The organism is Psychrobacter sp. NG254 (assembly GCF_015277735.1).
GTDB lineage: Bacteria > Pseudomonadota > Gammaproteobacteria > Pseudomonadales > Moraxellaceae > Psychrobacter.
Map to the genome: position 1 here is coordinate 105,437 of NZ_JADHDA010000002.1, position 18,956 is coordinate 124,392.

The 18,956-nt window shown below is 44.6% G+C and carries 18 protein-coding genes; 5 read left to right on the forward strand and 13 right to left on the reverse strand.

Annotation, left to right across the window (positions count from 1 at the left end; all coding sequences use genetic code 11):
• Positions 1-197 precede the first annotated feature (197 nt).
• From IP510_RS03095 to IP510_RS03110, 4 genes are all read right to left on the reverse strand, one after another.
• A complete protein-coding gene (locus tag IP510_RS03095; protein WP_194363343.1) occupies positions 198-575 on the reverse strand; it encodes a DsrE family protein in 378 nt (125 codons plus the stop codon).
• Between the two features lie 113 nt (positions 576-688).
• Entirely contained in the window at positions 689-1,231 is a 543-nt protein-coding gene (locus IP510_RS03100) for an acyl-CoA thioesterase (protein WP_194363344.1), read from the reverse strand.
• 59 nt (positions 1,232-1,290) lie between these two features.
• Complete coding sequence (locus IP510_RS03105) at positions 1,291-2,439, reverse strand: YheT family hydrolase (protein WP_194363345.1); 1,149 nt, start codon at positions 2,437-2,439, stop codon at positions 1,291-1,293.
• A 238-nt stretch (positions 2,440-2,677) separates the two neighbouring features.
• On the reverse strand, positions 2,678-3,280 hold the full coding sequence (locus tag IP510_RS03110) for a YigZ family protein (RefSeq protein WP_194363346.1): 603 nt from the start codon (positions 3,278-3,280) through the stop codon (positions 2,678-2,680).
• 196 nt (positions 3,281-3,476) lie between these two features.
• On the opposite strand from IP510_RS03110, the gene IP510_RS03115 reads away from it, so the two are divergent.
• Both IP510_RS03115 and IP510_RS03120 read left to right on the forward strand, forming a co-directional pair.
• The gene (locus IP510_RS03115) at positions 3,477-4,181 is read left to right on the forward strand and encodes a pseudouridine synthase (protein WP_194363347.1); all 705 of its coding nucleotides are present in this window, start codon (positions 3,477-3,479) and stop codon (positions 4,179-4,181) included.
• 475 nt (positions 4,182-4,656) lie between these two features.
• Entirely contained in the window at positions 4,657-5,721 is a 1,065-nt protein-coding gene (locus IP510_RS03120) for a disulfide isomerase DsbC N-terminal domain-containing protein (protein ID WP_194363348.1), read from the forward strand.
• Positions 5,722-5,917: 196 nt separating this feature from the next.
• Here IP510_RS03120 and IP510_RS03125 read toward each other — a convergent pair whose 3' ends face one another.
• Entirely contained in the window at positions 5,918-6,568 is a 651-nt protein-coding gene (locus IP510_RS03125; protein ID WP_194363349.1) for a DUF2939 domain-containing protein, read from the reverse strand.
• 406 nt (positions 6,569-6,974) lie between these two features.
• Here IP510_RS03125 and dnaJ point away from each other — a divergent pair, with 406 nt between their 5' ends.
• The 3 genes from dnaJ (at position 6,975) to IP510_RS03140 (ending at position 10,109) form a co-directional block, all read left to right on the forward strand.
• Positions 6,975-8,114: a molecular chaperone DnaJ gene (gene dnaJ, locus IP510_RS03130; protein ID WP_194363350.1), complete on the forward strand. Its 1,140-nt coding sequence runs from the start codon at positions 6,975-6,977 to the stop codon at positions 8,112-8,114.
• Positions 8,115-8,287: 173 nt separating this feature from the next.
• The gene (gene dapB / locus IP510_RS03135; RefSeq protein ID WP_194363351.1) at positions 8,288-9,118 is read left to right on the forward strand and encodes a 4-hydroxy-tetrahydrodipicolinate reductase; all 831 of its coding nucleotides are present in this window, start codon (positions 8,288-8,290) and stop codon (positions 9,116-9,118) included.
• Positions 9,119-9,203: 85 nt separating this feature from the next.
• Entirely contained in the window at positions 9,204-10,109 is a 906-nt protein-coding gene (locus tag IP510_RS03140; protein ID WP_194363352.1) for a hypothetical protein, read from the forward strand.
• Positions 10,110-10,201: 92 nt separating this feature from the next.
• Here the strand turns inward: IP510_RS03140 and IP510_RS03145 are convergent, their stop codons facing one another.
• From IP510_RS03145 to erpA, 8 genes are all read right to left on the reverse strand, one after another.
• A complete protein-coding gene (locus IP510_RS03145) occupies positions 10,202-11,377 on the reverse strand; it encodes a type III PLP-dependent enzyme (protein ID WP_194363730.1) in 1,176 nt (391 codons plus the stop codon).
• A gap of 122 nt (positions 11,378-11,499) precedes the next feature.
• Positions 11,500-12,051, reverse strand: coding sequence for a peptide deformylase (gene def / locus IP510_RS03150; RefSeq protein WP_194363353.1), 552 nt, complete (start codon positions 12,049-12,051; stop codon positions 11,500-11,502).
• A gap of 196 nt (positions 12,052-12,247) precedes the next feature.
• On the reverse strand, positions 12,248-12,502 hold the full coding sequence (locus tag IP510_RS03155) for a GlsB/YeaQ/YmgE family stress response membrane protein (RefSeq protein WP_194363354.1): 255 nt from the start codon (positions 12,500-12,502) through the stop codon (positions 12,248-12,250).
• Between the two features lie 323 nt (positions 12,503-12,825).
• Positions 12,826-14,292, reverse strand: a complete 1,467-nt coding sequence (gene mpl / locus IP510_RS03160; RefSeq protein WP_194363355.1) for a UDP-N-acetylmuramate:L-alanyl-gamma-D-glutamyl-meso-diaminopimelate ligase — start codon at positions 14,290-14,292, stop codon at positions 12,826-12,828.
• Between the two features lie 229 nt (positions 14,293-14,521).
• Complete coding sequence (locus tag IP510_RS03165) at positions 14,522-15,160, reverse strand: copper resistance protein NlpE N-terminal domain-containing protein (RefSeq protein ID WP_194363356.1); 639 nt, start codon at positions 15,158-15,160, stop codon at positions 14,522-14,524.
• A gap of 453 nt (positions 15,161-15,613) precedes the next feature.
• Positions 15,614-16,141, reverse strand: a complete 528-nt coding sequence (locus IP510_RS03170) for a disulfide bond formation protein B (protein WP_194363357.1) — start codon at positions 16,139-16,141, stop codon at positions 15,614-15,616.
• A 169-nt stretch (positions 16,142-16,310) separates the two neighbouring features.
• Positions 16,311-17,885 (reverse strand): glutamate--cysteine ligase, encoded by a 1,575-nt coding sequence (gene gshA, locus IP510_RS03175; protein WP_194363358.1) that lies wholly within the window; start codon positions 17,883-17,885, stop codon positions 16,311-16,313.
• A gap of 361 nt (positions 17,886-18,246) precedes the next feature.
• Positions 18,247-18,627, reverse strand: coding sequence for an iron-sulfur cluster insertion protein ErpA (gene erpA / locus IP510_RS03180; RefSeq protein WP_227669445.1), 381 nt, complete (start codon positions 18,625-18,627; stop codon positions 18,247-18,249).
• Positions 18,628-18,956: the final 329 nt, after the last annotated feature.

Consider the following 18,956-nt stretch of genomic DNA (forward strand, 5'->3'; position numbering starts at 1 on the left):
AGAACTAGTTCAACACCAAGCGCTTTAGAGCTCGTGGATGTATGGAATTGTTTTCAATGTATTCAGCCATTTAATATATTATGAAAAATGCAAAAGTATAGTCTAGTTTACACAAAAAAAGAGTCAGCCTCCAAACCATCCAACGATGGCTAAGAAAACTGACCCATTCTTATAACTTTGCTTTTTAAGTTTTATTATTAACTCAACTGCAATGACCCTTTCGCATTCATCAATAGCTCAACCACATCGTCACCACTGATGACCGTGAAGCGCTTATCGATGGCTGACTCTCCGATACCGTTGTGTTTCATACAGGCACTACAGACCAATACTTGGCCACCTTTTTCAATAAAGACTTCTAATAACTCGCCAGTAGGTTCAAACGGTGCACCAATATCCACTTTTGCCAAAGCATTGGGCAATGCCAAATGTACTGCATCTACCATCAATATCACTGACGCAGAATGCCCTTTTTTCAGTGCCACACCAGCCATCGTAAAGGCTAGCGTGATTTTACTTGGGTTTGATTCGCTATTATCAAATAACGTACCGACGTAATCTGTTGTATTAACCATATGGTTCTCCTATTAGCGTTTTGTCATAGTAAATAACTGACTGGCTAATAGAGTACCATTTGTTATACTTTTTTATATAATGTATTGTTATCAAACAGTATCGCTTGAGTTACCTAGCTTACTGGCGGCCACGGACGATCAGCATCGCTCTCTATCCATTCGGCGACGTAGCCCGTTGGCGGTAGCTCCCACTCAGACTGCCCCAATGCTGCCAGCACTTGTGCCGTGTCGATCACTCGTCCGCCTTTGGTCACACCCGTACGCAGTAGCGCAGATGAGCAGGGCTGGCCCTTGACCCACATTGATTGCTCGATATAGAGCCAACGCGCATCGATACCGACGATTTTGGTTTTTAGCGTGACTTTTTGAAAGGCGCGAATACGCTTACGATATTGGATGGTACTGCCAGCGATGACCAAACCCCAACGCTGTTTTAGTAGCTGATTGCCAAGCCCAGTCCGTACCGCAAAATCCATACGCCCCAAATCATACAGCGTGAATACGCGGCCGTTATTCATCTCCAAAAAGTTATCGATATCAGATAAGCGGCAGCGAAATTGAATCTCACTGGTATCCTTGAACGTCAAGGTATCGCCTCGTTTTGCTTTGAGGGCGGCATGAGCGATGGTGGCGGCATAACGGATAAATGGGTACATAGAACACTCTCAAAAGTTTATAAACGTTGGCGTTATTATTTTGTCATCTATGGCAATGATTATTGATTGTCAGAGACCGCATCTTGATAAGGTTCTTTAATAGAAGCCACGCCAATATAATTAAAATAAGCACTGACAGTCTCAGGTATCCAGTTGATATCGAACTTTGAGGTTTTTGCTTTTTCACCCTTGGTTCCAGATGGCTTAACGTTAGATTTATCATCAGTAGATTGACCGTTTACTGAAGAACTGTCTGCGCTATTTTCTGAATGTTTGTCTGAGCGATAACGCAAATAGCCAATATGACCACCGTGCGGGGTATCTAAAATGGTGACACTATCAGAGACATCATTTGGCGTCGCGGTAAAGCCAATGAAAGGATCGTCTTTTGCACTAATTAATAGTAGAGGCTTGGTTACGTTGATCAAATAAGGTAGGGCAGAAGAAGAGTGATAATAGTGATTGTTAGAGCGGTAGCCATGACGCGGGGCGGTGAAGATATCATCGAAATCGCTGATACGATTGACAGCTTTGATAGCATCAATTTCTTCTTTGGTAATATCGTTCGCCAGTGCTTTTTTAATAATTGGATTGAGCAAATAAGGCGTATAGATACGATGACTCAAAAAGCTGTGCATGGTAATGGCCGCTGACGACATATCAACGGGAGCAGAGATGACCGCAGCGCCTTTGCAGATAGCTTCGTCACTATACTCGCCCATGTACTTCGCTAGTGCATTACCACCGAGTGACACGCCAGCCGCATAGATATTTGCATACTGCGCACGTAAGTTTTGTAGCGCGTGATGCACCTCGGCAGTATCACCCGCATTGTAAAAAACTCGACCATTAGCTGGAATACCGCCACAACTACGAAAGTGCACCACCACAAAATGCCAGCCTTGCGCATGCATTTGATATGCCAGTGCGCGAGCATAATGGCTATCGCTGCTGCCTTCCATACCATGAAATAGCACAATCAATGGCGTTTGCTCAAGCTCACCATCTTTTGATGCCTCTACAGGATGCGCATCATAAAAGTCGTAAGCAATATCGGTTTCACTTAAGGAATCTTGCATTACCACGCGGCGATACGTCGGTGCTTTGGGTGCAAAGAACTTGGGCAAGATGCTCTGCAAATGTGGATTGGTTAGCCAAAAGGGTGGCTTAAAAGGCACTGGAGCAAAAGGTGTGGTTGAAGTTGACATATAGTGGTCTTATTTAATCATCGTTGAAAAGTAGTGTTGTTTAATAGCAGTGCTTTATCATAACGTCAGCAATGGTGAAAACCAATGATTTTCAGTGAACGCATGATTACTGAAAATAGCTACTGAAAACGGTTAATGAAAAATGGCGACTGACTCACTTAGCTGAAACATTTTCGTCGAATAAGCACATTGAAAAAAACTATTAAAATGGTGATGAGAGTCTTCAACCAAATTTGTTTTAATTTTCTGGATTGTCTACTACGCGCCCATCCATTGCTAGACGCTCCCTTAAAGGTTCAATATCTACCTCAGCAAGTGTGGCGGTTAGGGTCACTTGTTTGCTGTAGGTGACATCGTCAATGTGACCGCCGAGATTCTCTATGATATAGCGGCACTGTGCTTCAGTCGCAAACGTTGCCAGTATCTGAATCTGTGTCATGGGTACGTAGGGGCTTAATATCATCTCGTCGACGACCGCTTGGGCAGAGCCTGCATAAGCACGGGTGAGACCGCCAGCACCCAACTTGATACCACCGAAGTAACGCACCACGATGATAATGACATTGCCGATGGACTTGTGCTGAAGGACGTTTAATATCGGCCTGCCTGCCGTACCGCTTGGTTCGCCATCATCATCAAACCCTGCACTGGTGGTGTTATCAGGGTCGCCCACGATATAGGCCCAGCAGAAGTGACGCGCATCTGTGTACTCACCGCGTAGCTGTTCCACGTGAAACATTGCTTGCTCACGGGAGGTCACAGGATAGGCGTAAGCAATAAACTCGGATTTTTTGATTTCTAGTCGAGTGTTGACCGCACGTTTTAGCGTTTGATAGCTCATATTTCATCAGGCTTAGGTTGGATATGTTAAACTGGCATAACTTTCACTGCTGTCCATATTTGGCACAGTGTTCATTTAATTTTCATTATAGTACCATTTCTAACCATCGAAGATAACGAGCCGCTCACGGCTGAGTGCTGGCATCGTTAGTTTCTGATTTAGGGCTGGTATAATAAAACCGATGGTAGTAAATAGTATGCGTTTAGATAAATTTATTAGTAAAGCCACTGAGCTGTCGCGTAAAGAATCGAAAAAGATTATGCACGCCGGCGAAATCACCGTAAACGATCAAGTGGTCAAAGATCCCGGTCTACATGTCGATATCGTCAATGATGAAGTGATGTGGGCAGGCGAGCCATTGTCGGTCGCTGCTGGCAATCGCTATATCTTGTTGTATAAGCCTGAAGGCTTTGAATGTACGCTCAAAGTTAAAGAGTATCCAATCGTCACCGAACTGATTGCAGTACCAGAATTGGGCAGCATGCGTATCGCTGGTCGACTCGATGTCGATACCACAGGTGCACTGCTAATGAGTGATGACGGCGGCTGGCTGCATCGTGTTACTAGTCCTAAGCACGAACACGCAAAAGTCTATGAGCTGACGTTAGCTGATGCGATGGATAGCGATGCTCAGGTAAACGCGGTCAAAGAAGTAGCGGAAGGTATCTTGCTCGAAGGCGACCACGAAGAAACCAAGCCTGCCGTGCTTGAGTTCATCGATGAGACGCATGCTCGTCTGACACTAGAGCAAGGCAAATACCATCAGGTTAAGCGTATGATGGGCTACTTTGGCAACAGAGTCACTGAGCTACATCGCGCCAGTATCGGTCATGTCTCGCTAGAAGGTCTAGAAAAAGGCGACAGTCGCTTTTTGACTCCAGAAGAAGTGGCCAAATTTTAATGATTGAGCGGCTTAATGCTTAGTCTTAACGCTTAGCACTGTTAGTTTGTAGATTATCGTTTCGTGAATTAGGAGCAGCCACTATATAGTGTGCTGCTTTTTTTGATTCATCGTTTTATAGCCACTCTCTTTTTGAGCTCATTATCATATAGTCAAAGAAGTCTAAAATGGTTACAAGGCAGCCGACTGCAGATTGTACAAATAGTACGTCTAGGGAGGGTAACGCCATAGCCGTTTAGTAGTTCTCTGACTATAGCGTTATGTCTAGCAGTAACTTGTGTTGCCTATCTCTTAAAGCTAGGTAGCAGTTTTGCGACATGAGTCATTTAACACGTCGCAAAACCATCCCATATGCTACAGTCTTTTCTATCTATATCTTTATATCATCATTTTTTATTGCGACTTTAGTATGGCTGACTCAGCAAAGCCAAATGTTGAAAGCCGCTATGATTAAACACCAGATAGGACTCTCTCTGTGACATTACCTGTACTAAAATCAGCCAGTTTGATCAGTGTGATACTACTAGCAACCACCGCTTGCGCGCAGCCAAGTTCAGCGGACGCGACCAGCACTCAACCCGGTCAAAATAGCCAAAGCTCGCAAACGGTTGAAGCGGTGAGTTCGACTGTCGATAAGCGACTGCGCCAAGTACTGACTCAAGCAGGCATCAAAACGCAAATTACCGCTATTGTGCCGTCCAAATTACCCAATATGTATCAAGTCGATTTGGCTGGGCAGTTGCCACTACATATCACTGAAGATGGTAAATATGTCATCCAAGGTGAGCTACAAAAGAACCCAAGCAAGCGGGTAGTGACCAAAACCCCCGTACGCAGCACGAGTGCGCAGGTAGGCAAACCTGTCAGTGCGAGTGTCAAATCTGACATGCTAGCAAATATGGCTGCACTGAAAAACATGAGTGCGAAAACGCCATTCTTTTACACTGCCGTACCGGGTGTGATCTGGGGCGCGACGTTAGAGGGCGTGCCGTTTTTATTGTCAGATGATGCACAGTACATTACTGATGGCGAGATATCTGTCATTGAAAATGGTCAGTTTATTGGGCTCGATGAGAACTTTGAAAAACGCAAAAATCAATCTGTGTTTGCGACGTTGGATAAGAGCCAACTGATTACTTATCCAGCGACCAGTGCCGAGCGCGCTGTTATCTATATCGCTGACGACGTGAACTGTCCTTATTGCCGCCTGTTTCATAAGCAAGTACCGATGCTCAATGCCAAAGGTGTGACGGTCAATGTCATCGGCTACCCGATATATGAGGCGTCACCTGCGCAAATGCGTGGTATCTGGTGTCAGGCTGATGAAGACAGTCGCCGTCAAGCATTTGATAAAGCAATGCTAACAGGTGAGATGACACCTGCATCAGCGAACTGTAATACCGATCATATAACGCCGAACCGTGAAATAGCGGCTGGACTCGCGGTAATGGCGACGCCTGCTATCTACCGTGAAGATGGGGTGCTCTACCAAGCAAGCTTTGAAAGCCCTGAGTTTCTAGAATTTTTAGGCATTGAATAATTTATCGGCAGCATTAAATATTTTTAGTCCTGCTTTTTGGCTTTTCTTTTTAGCCCATCCTTTAGGCCTTCAGTGTTTTGATATCTTAAGCACTTAGCGCAAGCCATAAAAAACCGCCTTATGAGCTGATTCATAAGGCGGTTTTTTTAGCGTTTTTTATAGAAGCTTCCGTGTCTCAAAAACTGTCTTAAATAACCTATGGCAAGACGATATCTACGATTTTCCAGTTGATCAGTCCTTCACGCTGCATCTCGATAGTCAACGGATAACCTTTCACTTGACCACTCACGCTAAAGCAATTGATACCGCAGTAGCTCAGTGATGGCTTCTCGCTGTCATTGCCTTGTGCGACTTGTTGCTCAAGTTCGGCAGCTTGTTTTTTCATGACGCCTTCCATTTGGCTTTTGACCACGGCATCGACGTCACCGCGTTGAATGATTAAAGACTGAATGAGGTTTTTGAGGTCAACCTGATCGCTAGCGATGGCCCATGCAGCGGCCAGCTCTTTGGTGGCTGTGTTGGCTTGCCCTTGAGTGTTGATGACCTTTTCGATGTTTTGTGGGGTGATAGCACCATCGACGGCTTTGGTAATAAAGCCATTGGCAGCCTCAGTCAACGGCTCACCGCCCAGCTCAGAGATGAGAGGGTACTTCGTCATCGTCGTGGCAAACTGGCCAGTTAACTGGTTTTGGATGCTTGGTCGTACTTGCTCATAATTGATGGCTGCTGCGATGGTTGCGCCATCCTTTTCGTCATAAGCATTTTTGAGCTGATAGGCACTGTAATAAGGAGAGCCTGCATAGATTGCAATGGCAATTACTATCAATAAAACAATCAGCTTTTTCATAAGACTTGGCACCTTGTCACAAATGTCATCAGTTATGGCGATAGATATTATCACGAGTGCAGGTGATTCAGGTATGAAAAGCTTTATAGCGTTCTTAATAAACTGTGTATCTCCATTAATCAGCACCGGTCACGAATTTCATCAGCCCAAAGCTTGATAATTCAGCAGACCATCTCCATAAATAGCGCAAACTTTTTATAATTGATTTGGCTAAGCAGCCCTCCACCGTATTTGTTCGTCAGAGTCATGCACTGCTCTTCTTAAAATCTTAGACCTGTTTATGAAACGTTCGTTTTCTATGTTTCATGTGAAACCTTGTAGATTGATTGTACGAGGTTAAGACAGTCGTTGATTGGAGCGGATGAGCTGATAAACCGGTGGTACTGTAAGGACGATAGGAGAAACCATGAGTAAACGCGATTTTTATGAAATATTAGGTGTCAGCAAGACCGCTGACAACAAAGAAGTTAAGCGAGCCTACCGTAAGCTTGCCATGAAATATCATCCAGATCGCAACTCTGATGACCCTGATGCTGAAGATAAATTTAAAGAAGCGTCGATGGCCTATGAAGTGCTGAGCGATGCAGAGAAGCGTTCAGCATACGACCGTATGGGTCATGCAGCCTTCGAAAACGGCATGGGTGGTGGCGGATTCGGCGGTGCAGGCGGCGGCAACTTCCAAGATATTTTTGGCGATATTTTCGGCAATTTTGGCGATATTTTCGGTCAACAGCGTGGCGGCGGCGGCGGTGGACGTTCACGTCGTGGTTCGGATTTGCGTTATGTGATTGAGCTGACCTTAGAAGAAGCGGTACGCGGCTGCAAAAAAGAAATCAGCTTTACGGCTCCTGCACCTTGTGAAACTTGTGATGGTAAAGGCGCAAAAAACGCGTCTGATATTGTGACTTGTCAGACCTGTCATGGACAAGGCCAAGTCCGTATGCAGCAAGGTTTCTTTGCTGTGCAGCAAGCATGTCCTCATTGCGGCGGTACTGGTAAACAAATCAAAAACCCTTGCTCTGATTGTCACGGTAATGGGGTCAAAGACAAATCACGTACGCTAGAAGTGTCTATTCCAGCAGGCGTTGATGACGGTGATCGCGTACGCTTGTCAGGTGAAGGCGAAGCAGGCGGTGCTGGTGTACAAAACGGCGACTTATACGTCGAAGTACGTGTCAAATCGCATAATGTGTTCACGCGTCAAGGCGCTGATCTCTATATGGATGTGCCTGTCAGCATCACTGATGCTGCATTAGGTAAAGAAGTTGAGATTCCAACCTTAGATGGTAAAGTGAAAATCAAGGTGGCAGAAGGTACGCAGAGCGGTAAATTGTTGCGTGTGCGTGGCCGAGGTGTGACGCCAGTACGTACCACGATGAAAGGTGATTTGATTTGCCGTGTCATCATCGAGACACCAGTGAACCTAACGGGTGAGCAAAAAGATCTGTTACGTCAATTCCAAGATACCTTAGATGACGATAGCAAGCATCAACAGTCGCCGCATAAAAAGTCTTTCTTTAAAAAGATTAGTGACTTGTTTGATTAAGAATGACTACTCCTAAGTAGTTATAATTTAAATTAGCCCAAAGGTTTCACATGAAACGTTTGGGCTTTTTATTGGCTGCATAAAAGACCCCTCATCGGATGATATTTGCTAAACTTACGACAAATAGTATTTAAAAGCACCTTTACTAAAAACAAAGCATTTAGGACAAAGATATGAGTCAACAAGCAAAAGTACAAACCATCAAAGTCGGTGTGATTGGGGCAGGTGGTCGTATGGGTCGTATGCTCATCGAAGCCGTACAAAACAACCCGCAAACTATGCTTAAAGCTGCGATTGAACGCCAAGGATCTAGCCTCGTCGGCGCAGATGCAGGAGAAGTCGCTGCTGTTGGATGCTTAGACGTGCAAATCGTTGATGATCTACAGGCTGTAATCAGTAATATCGACGTGCTGATTGATTTCAGTCTGCCTGATGCCACCGAAAAAAACATGCAGATTTGTGCTGAGCATGGCGTTGCTATGGTCATCGGCACGACAGGATTCAACGAGCAGCAAGAGCAGGTATTGGCAAAAGCGAGTGAGCAGATTGCGATCGTTTATGCGGGTAACTACTCAACAGGCGTGAATCTGTCATTGAAGTTGCTAGGAATGGCAGCAAAAGCATTTGGCAATGACGCCGATGTAGAGGTCATCGAAGCACATCATAAGCATAAAATCGATGCGCCATCAGGTACGGCTTATATGATGGCAGAAGCCGTGGCAGAAGCCCGTGGACAGAATCTAAAAGACGTCGCTGTTTATGGCCGCGAAGGGCAAACAGGCGAGCGTGAAGCCGGTACGATTGGTATTCATGCGATTCGTGGTGGTGAAATTATCGGTGACCATACCGTGATGTTCATCGCTGACGGTGAGGTGGTTGAGATCACTCATCGCGCCCGTGCGCGCATGACTTTTGCCGCTGGTGCTGTGCGTGCTGCGACTTGGATTATCAAACAAGAAGTCGGGCAATACGATATGCAGGATGTGCTTGGATTAAATGACTAGTACTTGAATAGAAAGTACTTGAATGGTCGAATGTTCCACATGCTCTAAATATTAATAAATAATGAGTCGCTGCTAGGAGCCAAACATGGATACGTTTAGACAGAGTTTAGTAAAGGCACTTAGCAGGGCCATCACTGCTGGCAAAGATATTGGCTACGCAGGTCACACAGTCTTGGCGATCAGTTTGGTAGCTCTGCCTGTCGTTGTCCAAGCTGTAACTTATGACACCTATGTTATCCATACTTATGGCGGCGACACATTATTACCTGCAGTCAGACAGCAATTAAATAGCAGCGCTGATGGCGGGACTGTCACAACTTATCAAGACAAGCTGGTACTGAACACCACAGCGGCCAATTATCAGGCAGTACAGCCGCTCTTGACTCAGATTGATGGTCAGCCACAAGCGCTAACCGTTGCTGTGCGAGTTGGCAATGATAGCAGCACGCAGAGTAATATTAGACAAAGTCAGGTCATTATTAGCAATCGCGGTATCCAAGGTGCCGCAATCATTAATCAAAGCAATAGCCAGCAGCAGGGTAGCAACTTATACCAAGTACAGACGCTGTCTGGTAGCGCTGCGAGCATTAGCACTGGCACGCTTTATTCGCTGACTCAGACTTATGGCAGCAATCGCTATGCAACCAACTATAATCTAAAGCCACAGATTATTATTCAGCAGCAAGTATTGCTTCCAACCACTCAAGGAATTGCCGTTACACCAAGATTGCTTGCCAAGGGACAAGTTGAAGTACAACTTTCCCAAGTGGAAGAGACACTCGCGCGATCCAATGCGCCTTATAATCGCAGCAGTTCTGTTAATCATGCTATTCAAGGTCAACGTTTGAATAGTACGATTATCGTGTCTCGCGGGCAATGGGTGACTATCGGACAAATCTCTCAAAACAGTCAAAACCAAAGTACTAACGATCGCAGTAACCAATCAGTCAATAGTCATAACAGTGTGCCTATTTCATTATTGGTACAGTAGTTGTTTATCAATGATATCGTTAGACGGACATAAAAAAGCGCGGCACTAATATCAAAAGTGCCGCGCTTTTTTATTAACAGTAGAGCAAAAAACTAGTCAATATAAATCACGTCTAATGGCGGAAAACCATTGAACTCGACTGATGAATAAGAGTTGGTATAAGCACCAGTGGTGAGCCAATAGATTTTGTCACCAATCTCCAGCTCTTCTGGCAACTGATACCCTGCTTCTTCATACATGATATCGGTAGAGTCACACGTTGGACCGGCCAATACCACAGTACCTTCGCTGGTTGAGGTTTCCATCTTAGGAGTATAAACAGGATATTTAATGGCTTCGCCCAGGGTCTCGATTAGCCCTTGGAACAATCCTACATCGGTGTATACCCAGCGAGTCAAATCGGTGCTAGATTTACGTGATATTAAGATCACATCACTCGCCAACACCCCTGAGCCACCTACTAGCGAGCGACCTGGCTCTAAAATAATCTCAGGCATCTCATCTTCGTTATAATCGTCCGTTAGATAGCTCTTGATTTCTTCTGCGTATACTTTTATCGGATTCACTTCACTGATGTAGTTGGCTGGAAAACCACCGCCCAAGTTAATCATTTGTAGCTTGATGTCTTCTTCATTTTTCATCCAGTCAAACATGTATTTGACCTTGGCTAAGGCATCATCCCACGCGGCAACATCCTTTTGCTGACTGCCCACATGGAATGAGATGCCATAAGGCACTAAACCCAAATCTCGCGCTTGAATCAATAGCTCGATTGCCATGTTTGGATGGCAACCAAACTTACGAGATAGCGGCCATTCTGCAGTGTCCGACCCTTGTACTAAGATACGTACAAATATTTTTGAGCCAGGTGCATGCTTTGCGATATTTTTTAGATCTGCTTCTGAGTCAGTGGCATACAGATCAACCCCTTTTTCAAACGCATATTTGACATGATCGGCTTTTTTGATGGTGTTGCCGTAAGAGATACGCGAGGCATCTACACCGCAGTCCAGTACGCGATCAAGCTCATAAATAGACGCACAGTCAAAGTTTGAGCCAAGCGTAGCCAGTAGGTTGATGACTTCAACGGCAGGGCTGGCTTTCATTGCATAATGGATTTTTGCATCAGGGAAGAACCCAACCATTTCATGATATTTCGTCTTAATACGACTAAGGTCAACCATCAAAAAAGGCGTCTCACGACCTTCAGCAGCTTTGGTGAATTTCTGCCAGCTGGCAGGGTCAAAATATTGGTCAATTTTGATCATTGTCATAGTGGTAAACCTTTAGTAAGGACAGTATCTGCTAGAAAAATTATCGTCAAACAGCGGATATTAGGTCGTAATATCCGCGTTAGGCATTATTATATAGGGGACATCAAATACAGAGATTAAACGTTGGTCGCAGCTTGTGGTTGGGCTTCAGCGGCTTCTTGCTTTTCGCGTATTTTGAGGACTTTACGTACTTTATCACGAGCACGTGTTTGCTTGAGGCGAGACAAATAATCGACGAATATGACACCATTGAGATGATCCATTTCGTGCTGGATGCAAACGGCAAGCAGACCTTCTACTTCTTCGTCAATTTTTTCGCCATTCTCGTCCAAGGCTTCGATACGCACTTTATTAGGACGTTCAACGCTGTCATAAACCTCAGGAACGGATAAACAACCTTCTTCATACGGTTGCTTTTCTTCTACCAGTGGCGTGACTTTTGGGTTGATAAACACCCGAGGGCTGTCTTTATTTTCAGATAAGTCGATCACGATAAGCTGAAGATGCTGATCCACTTGGCTGGCAGCAAGCCCAATACCCTGAGCATCATACATCGTCTCAATCATATCTTTGATTAAGGTTTTGATTTCAGCAGTGACTTCCTTGACAGGCTTGGCAATCGTGCGCAAACGAGGATCTGGATAACTTAGAATAGGGAGTAGTGCCATAACGCTCACCTCAATGATAAGATAAAATAGGGTTGATATTATAAGATAAATGGGGACAAAAGTAATGCTTATCAATACTTTCGCAGTCACAAGATGCTCTATAAAGCGAGAATATCTGAATTCTTATTATGAACAGCATAAAAAAGCCCTACTTGGCGTAGGGCTTCTATTTTAAACGGTTCTTTTAAATGATCCGTTATGCACGGCGTTTATTTACAATCATCTCATACAAAAATAGCAGTATGATGGCACCGATTACCGAAAAGATTAGACCCGTAAAGCCGCCATCTGCATTGATACCGATCATTCCTGCGATAAGTCCACCAAGCATTGCACCCACGATACCCAAGACAATGGTCATGATCCAACCCATAGGGTCACTGCCTGGTTTAATAGCACGTGCCAATAAACCTGCGACTAGACCTACAATAATCATCCAAATGAAGCTCATAATGTTCTCCTAAATTTATCAATAGTTATAATGTGTTATGTCTCTAATGAATACATTGTAAACAGTCGCAAGACACAAAAGTAAGCACGAAATGTTACCTGTGTACGGGCTATGTGAGAAAACAGTCTTATTTGCTAACACGTAGGGGCAATAGGTAAACGGGAGGTTACAAAGGTAGTGGTAATGCTAATAGGAGTATTTGTCAGGGCTGGTATTATGGCGAAATCTATAAAAGCTGAGACAAAAAACGCGACTTATCTTTGACAAGATAGTCGCGCTTCTTTGCTATGGTAACTATTCAGAATAGAGTCTAACGAACAGGATTACTTGCTGTGAAGTGCAGTTAATAAACGCTGATGAATACCCTCAAAACCACCGTTAGACATCACCACAATCGCATCACCTGCCTGCGCATGATGGATGATATGCTCGATGATAGCATCGACACTAGACATGACTTGCTGGTTACCAATGGCGTCATTTGTGGCAGTGGCCTGTTCGATGACTTCTCTCAAGCCCCATTCTAGTCCAGTAGGCTCATACCAAAGCGTATAGTCAGCGAGAGCCGCAGACTCAGCTAAGCTATCTTGGTGAATCCCCATTTTCATGGTGTTGCTACGCGGCTCAATAATCGCCCAGATACGTCTGTCAGACAGCTTCTTTTTGGCACCATCTAATGTCGTGGTAATAGCGGTTGGATGATGGGCAAAGTCATCAAACACTAGGATATCATTTACATCACCAATCAGCTCCATCCGGCGTTTGATACCAGCAAAGGCCGATAGCGCAGCGCAAGCAGTTGAGATGCTCACGCCAACATCATACGCTGCCGCGACGGCAACGAGCGCATTATTGACGTTGTGAATACCACTCATCGACCAGTCTACGATTGCTGTCGCGTCTTTATCATCAGCAAAGCTCACCTGAAACTGGCTGCCATCTTCGCGCATGAGTTCAGCTTGCCATTCGCTATCGTTGACATTTTTGTCAGCCGTGCTCTCATCAACCACGGATGTGCGCCAAACAGGTGTCCAAACGCCTTTTGCTAACGTATCCTCTAGACTGTCAGTCGCTGCTGGCATGATGATTTTTCCAGTGCTTGGAATCATACGTATCATATGATGAAACTGTGTCTGGATAGCATTGAGATCTGCGAAGATATCCGCATGATCAAATTCTAGATTGTTCAAGATAGCCGTACGCGGACGGTAATGAACGAACTTTGAGCGCTTATCAAAAAACGCAGAGTCATACTCATCGGCTTCAATGACAAAATAGCCAGTATCTGAGCTATCATCATTCTTATCATCACCCAAGTAGCTGCTGTGCGCAAACACTTGCTGCAAGTGCTCATCAGTGGTATTGACCAATGGCACGCCGCCAATCAAAAACCCCGTATCGATACCCGCGTAGTGCAGTATCCAAGCAAGCATGGTGGTGGTTGTCGTCTTACCATGCGTACCAGCAACGGCGATCACATGGCGCGATTGCAGTACTTGCTCAGATAAAAACTGTGGCCCTGAGGTATAGCGCAGACCGTTATCTAGCATATACTCAATCACATCCATGCCGCGCTTCATCGCATTGCCCACGACGACGAGATCGGGTGCTGGCTGCAGATGTGAGATCAAATAGCCTTCTTCAATCGTGACGCCAGCATTCTCAAGTTGGGTCGACATCGGCGGATAAACACTGGCATCTGAGCCCGTGACAGTATGGCCGAGTTCTCGTGCTAACAGCGCTAGCGAGCCCATAAAAGTACCACAAATACCAAGAATATGAATATGCATAGACGTTCCGTACAAGCTTGAATAAAGGAAATAAAATCTAATAAAAGATACGAATTTGGATGCTTTGCTGACATGAGGACAGCTCATCTTTTGACCAATGTTTGCCAAGACAACGGCGCTATCAACCAGCAATCATTGTAAAGTAAACGCTGTTCGATGACCAATAAAAAACGCCCAACAAGTAGGCGTCATTCAATAGGCTATCTTTGGTCAATCTGACTAGCAAGGTTTATTGACGCGACAAGGTATAGTCGTTATCTGGATTGTCTTGCTTATCGAGTAAAACCAAATGATTGTCTTGGATCTGATAAGCTTCAATATTTTTGCTTTCATAAACAATCGTGATTTTATCGTTATCTTGACGATAAATGCCAGATTCAAGTAAGGGTTTTCGTGGTCGTTCAGGGTTGTGATAGCTACTGGACTTTAACACCGAACCATCTGCAAATAGGTTCAGAGTAATATCAATACTATCGCAGTCTATACAAGACACCATACCACCATAATCGCCCATCAACGTTGCTTGTAGCATACTGCTTTTGGATTCTGATTGCGTTGCCGATGACGGTTTATAAGCATCATTGCTGAATTGCGCCGCTGCGATAAGCGATTGGCCTTCTGTCACTTCGTCCATATTATTGGAGTTATTAGAGTCTGCTTGAGACGCGTCACTACTTTGTAGGCTGTTTGAGAGATCATTTTGATCAACGGTATCAACAGAGGCCATCTTGGTCATCATTTCTTGGTCAGCATTAGAGGAGGCACTGTCACAGCCTACGAGCAGCAGACATAGCGGCACTGCTAGTATTGAAAGGTGCCAGCGACTGACAGCAGATGTGGTAGAACGAATAGACGCAAGATATATCATGATCATACCAAAACAATTTCAGATAATATTTGAGAGTTTTCTCATCTGATCGACAATGTAATGCTCTTGTCAGAACAGAGAGGCAGTAAGGAGCACGGATTTATAAATAACATAAGTCGGGTAATTTATTGAATTATCTAATAATAATCGCACAAATTGCCCGATATGCAAAGATAGGAATAACTAAAGTCTAGCTATTCATAAACAATCTGTTTAAAGATATCAAAGGGTTAAAGATATCTCTGTGGGCTTTTTGTTGTGGTCGATATATCGAGTGGCTTAGCGATGAACCCCATTAGTCTTGTGCTATGACTAATGGGGTTTATAAGGGCCAGTAAACAGTGGCTGATATAAAAACAGACATTACATAATAAAATATGAATGTCTGTTTGTTTAAAAAGAGCGCTTAATACTGCGAGCAAGTTGTGAAAAGCTTATGCAATCAAGACAGTTCTAGGCGATGCGAGTAGCCTTAGGTGATTTAATAATACGCATCAATATCAATACGTGTACGATCAGCAGTACGACAAATAAAATCAAAGACTGCTCAGGAATACTCAACCCCATAAAAGTCCAATCGACTGAGGCGCATTCACCAGAGCCTGCAAAAACTTCCTTGAATACTTGCAAAATAGGCAAGGTATCAAGCCAATAGTCTAGACCCGGACCACAGGAGGGCACTTGATCAGCCGGTAGATGCTGTAGCCAAACATGACGCGTAGCAACCGCAGTAGCCCAGCCAATCCCTGCCAAGCTACCAAACCACAATAACAGTCTGACCACTTTAGACTTGGGATTAAATAACGCTGATATCAAGGCAAAACTGCCCATGATTATCAGACCCACACGTTGAAAGATACAGAGCGGGCAAGGCATTAGACCCAAGTGGCGCTGTAAAAAGAAAAACGCAAAGCTCATTCCTATGATTGACATCAAGACCAAAAATACTTGCAAATTACGGTAGGTGGTTAGCTGTCGCATTATACGGTTACTCTTATGGATTCATCTAAAATAGGTAGTAAAGCCAATCTTATATGATATGGATACGATGTCAGACGTGCGCCGTCTACTATGTATAAGGCGCAGTCTTGTCTGCCATTTATCCCAATCATCTCAAACTGACCCTAGTTAGCAGGGAGTTAGCAGAGTGCTAGCGGTATTGCTGCAAAAAGTCCATAAAGTCATCTGTCTCAGACTTTTCAATATCAGCTTGCTGGAGAATGGATTTTTCTGCCAATACCTCATATTTCGCTTGGGTGTTTGGACTGAGCGTTTGCTGCAAGAGAGAATCACGATGCTGCTGAGCCAGCGTAAAGCCAAGTTGCCATAAGCTACCGAGACGCTTGCTGTCGGAGTTGACCTGTGCAGAGATGGTCGACTCAGAATGTCCTGCTTTGCCTTGCATTAGTGCCACTGCAGCGCGGTAATCGTTACCACCGTAATGTGCATCTAGCAATGCGGCAAGCGGTTGCATACGCGCTAAGTGCATGAGCATCCAGCTCTCAAGCGATTGCTCTTCACCGTTATTGATGATGTGCAAATCATCACGGCGACCTTCATTGACCACGAGCTCAAGATTGATGGCTAAGGCATCTTCTTCATCAGGGAGCAAATCAGGAGACTCATTGAACAAGCAATATAACGCCATGACTTCTAGGAAACAGGCACTAGAGAGGCGGATACCGACATCACTGTACGGGTCGAGATCGATAGCACGAAATTCCACATAAGCAATACCGCGGCGCTCAAGTGCTTCGGTTGGCGTCTCACCGCTCATGGCAATTTGTTTTGGTCGGATAGGACTATAGTATTCGTTTTCTATTTGCAGAATATGATTATTGATCTGAATCGGATTGCCATCTGCATCTTCTAAACCAAGCTTGGCAAAGCTGTCATGCGGTGTCTGAATCGCACGGCGCAGACCTGCGACATACTCTGGCAAATAGTTATAACGAATATCAAGCTGCTCTTGCACGCTATTGGTGTAGCCAAGCTTACCCATACGCAGACTGGTGGCAGTAGGCTTGTAATAGGTCGAGTTATTTAACAGCTCTAAATCATGCTCGCGGCCTGCTAAGAAACAAGGACAGACGCTTGGACTGGCACCTAGTAAATATAGGACTAGGCTGGTCAAACGCTTAAAGTTGCGAATAAGGCCTAAGTATTTTTCATTTTTAAACTCTACTAGCGTTTGGCTTTGTGCTGTTGGCGTTTTGGCTTGCCACGTTTCAAACAGCTCATCACCGAATGATAAGTTGTAATGAAGACCTGCAATGGTCTGCATGCGGCGACCATAACGAATACCCAAACCACTACGATAGAGCGTTTTTAGCTTACCAGTGTTAGAGCTACCATAATCAGCCAGTGGAATGTCTGCATCGTCAGAGGACAACATACAAGGCATCGATAGTGGCCACATCAGCTCACCTTCAGGCATACCCTGATAGACCAATACATGCAGCTGGCGCAGCATATTTAGCGTCTCTTTTGGTGAGGCTTTGGGTTCAGTGATAAGCTCAAGCAAGCTCTCTGAGTAATCCGTGGTGATAAAAGGATGGGTAAGTTTTGACCCCAGTTTGGCAGGATGAGGCGTTTGTGCTAGGTAGCCATCTGGCTTCACACGCAGCCCTTCTTTTTCGATACCGCGGAGCATACCCGTCAAATGCTGGCTGTCAAACCAGTTGGGAATCTCAAAATCAACAAAGCTACTCACAAAATTACTCATAATCGTCGTCTATGGTCATTTATTATGGCGGATCGAAACACGCAATGTGTTGGTCCATAAAATAGGTAAATATTAGGTCAATAATTCCGTCAGTTTAGCTCAAAGCCGTGTCGAAAACCACGGACGCTTACAAATACGATAAGCTTTAGAGGGGCTGACTTGATCGAGTTTTGACACGTATTTTTTAGTGAGCTGACTGGCAGTAAGGTGTCGATACTGGCAAAGAATATCGACAAAAAAAGCACCTACCCCAGAGATAGATGCTTTGATTGTTATGCCGTTAGGCTGTCTAAAACAATTTCAGCGCTCACCGCAGCATCTCAAATATAAGGCATTTAAATCAGATTACATTTAAAGCACATTATATAGAAAACGATGAGCCACAGCCGCAAGTGGTTGTCGCGTTTGGATTGGTCACGACAAACCGTGCGCCTTCTAAACCTTCGGTATAGTCAACCGTAGAGCCTTGCAAATACTGATAGCTCAGTGAATCCACGACCAACGTTACATCATCGTTGTCAAAGTTGGCATCATCTTCATTCAGCTCATTGGCAAAATTAAACCCATAAGAGAACCCTGAGCAGCCGCCACCCGTCACATAGACACGCAGCATGAGGTCGCTATCCCCTTCTTCTTCACGCAGACGGCGCACTTTTTGTGCCGCGCTGTCTGTGAGACTCAATATCGTTGGATCTACTGGCTGACTTGAGCTTGGATTAAATTGGTTGGCTGATTCGTTCATATCTACCTCAGTTGCTAGGATCAAATGCGGTCGTCGTCCTGTTTGGGTTTGCCATTAAATAGTGGCAAATAAAGATACGTACGGCGTTTGACTAAATTGGGTGCTGTTATTGTGGTCGCGCTACATACTATAGCCATCAGGTAAAGGTATGTAAGCCACTTATATTTTAGCAGTATATCATAATGGGGATATTGATTCGTTTGTCAAGAGTGACGCGACTAACTGAATGTTACCTACCAAAAATATTATCATAATATCCTCATGATACCGAGTATTCATGAGCCTATTAGCTTTGTATAATATCCAAGGTTTTACGATAACTTTGGCTT

Excerpts from the sequence above, each read along its gene's own strand:
- IP510_RS03095 (WP_194363343.1), bottom strand. The coding sequence starts at position 575 with ATGGTTAATACAACAGATTACGTCGGTACGTTATTTGATAATAGCGAA.
- IP510_RS03100 (WP_194363344.1), bottom strand. The coding sequence starts at position 1,231 with ATGTACCCATTTATCCGTTATGCCGCCACCATCGCTCATGCCGCCCTC.
- IP510_RS03105 (WP_194363345.1), bottom strand. The coding sequence starts at position 2,439 with ATGTCAACTTCAACCACACCTTTTGCTCCAGTGCCTTTTAAGCCACCC.
- IP510_RS03110 (WP_194363346.1), bottom strand. The coding sequence starts at position 3,280 with ATGAGCTATCAAACGCTAAAACGTGCGGTCAACACTCGACTAGAAATC.
- IP510_RS03115 (WP_194363347.1), top strand. The coding sequence starts at position 3,477 with ATGCGTTTAGATAAATTTATTAGTAAAGCCACTGAGCTGTCGCGTAAA.
- IP510_RS03125 (WP_194363349.1), bottom strand. The coding sequence starts at position 6,568 with ATGAAAAAGCTGATTGTTTTATTGATAGTAATTGCCATTGCAATCTAT.
- dnaJ (WP_194363350.1), top strand. The coding sequence starts at position 6,975 with ATGAGTAAACGCGATTTTTATGAAATATTAGGTGTCAGCAAGACCGCT.
- dapB (WP_194363351.1), top strand. The coding sequence starts at position 8,288 with ATGAGTCAACAAGCAAAAGTACAAACCATCAAAGTCGGTGTGATTGGG.
- IP510_RS03140 (WP_194363352.1), top strand. The coding sequence starts at position 9,204 with ATGGATACGTTTAGACAGAGTTTAGTAAAGGCACTTAGCAGGGCCATC.
- IP510_RS03145 (WP_194363730.1), bottom strand. The coding sequence starts at position 11,377 with ATGATCAAAATTGACCAATATTTTGACCCTGCCAGCTGGCAGAAATTC.
- def (WP_194363353.1), bottom strand. The coding sequence starts at position 12,051 with ATGGCACTACTCCCTATTCTAAGTTATCCAGATCCTCGTTTGCGCACG.
- IP510_RS03155 (WP_194363354.1), bottom strand. The coding sequence starts at position 12,502 with ATGAGCTTCATTTGGATGATTATTGTAGGTCTAGTCGCAGGTTTATTG.
- mpl (WP_194363355.1), bottom strand. The coding sequence starts at position 14,292 with ATGCATATTCATATTCTTGGTATTTGTGGTACTTTTATGGGCTCGCTA.
- IP510_RS03165 (WP_194363356.1), bottom strand. The coding sequence starts at position 15,160 with ATGATATATCTTGCGTCTATTCGTTCTACCACATCTGCTGTCAGTCGC.
- IP510_RS03170 (WP_194363357.1), bottom strand. The coding sequence starts at position 16,141 with ATGCGACAGCTAACCACCTACCGTAATTTGCAAGTATTTTTGGTCTTG.
- gshA (WP_194363358.1), bottom strand. The coding sequence starts at position 17,885 with ATGAGTAATTTTGTGAGTAGCTTTGTTGATTTTGAGATTCCCAACTGG.
- erpA (WP_227669445.1), bottom strand. The coding sequence starts at position 18,627 with ATGAACGAATCAGCCAACCAATTTAATCCAAGCTCAAGTCAGCCAGTA.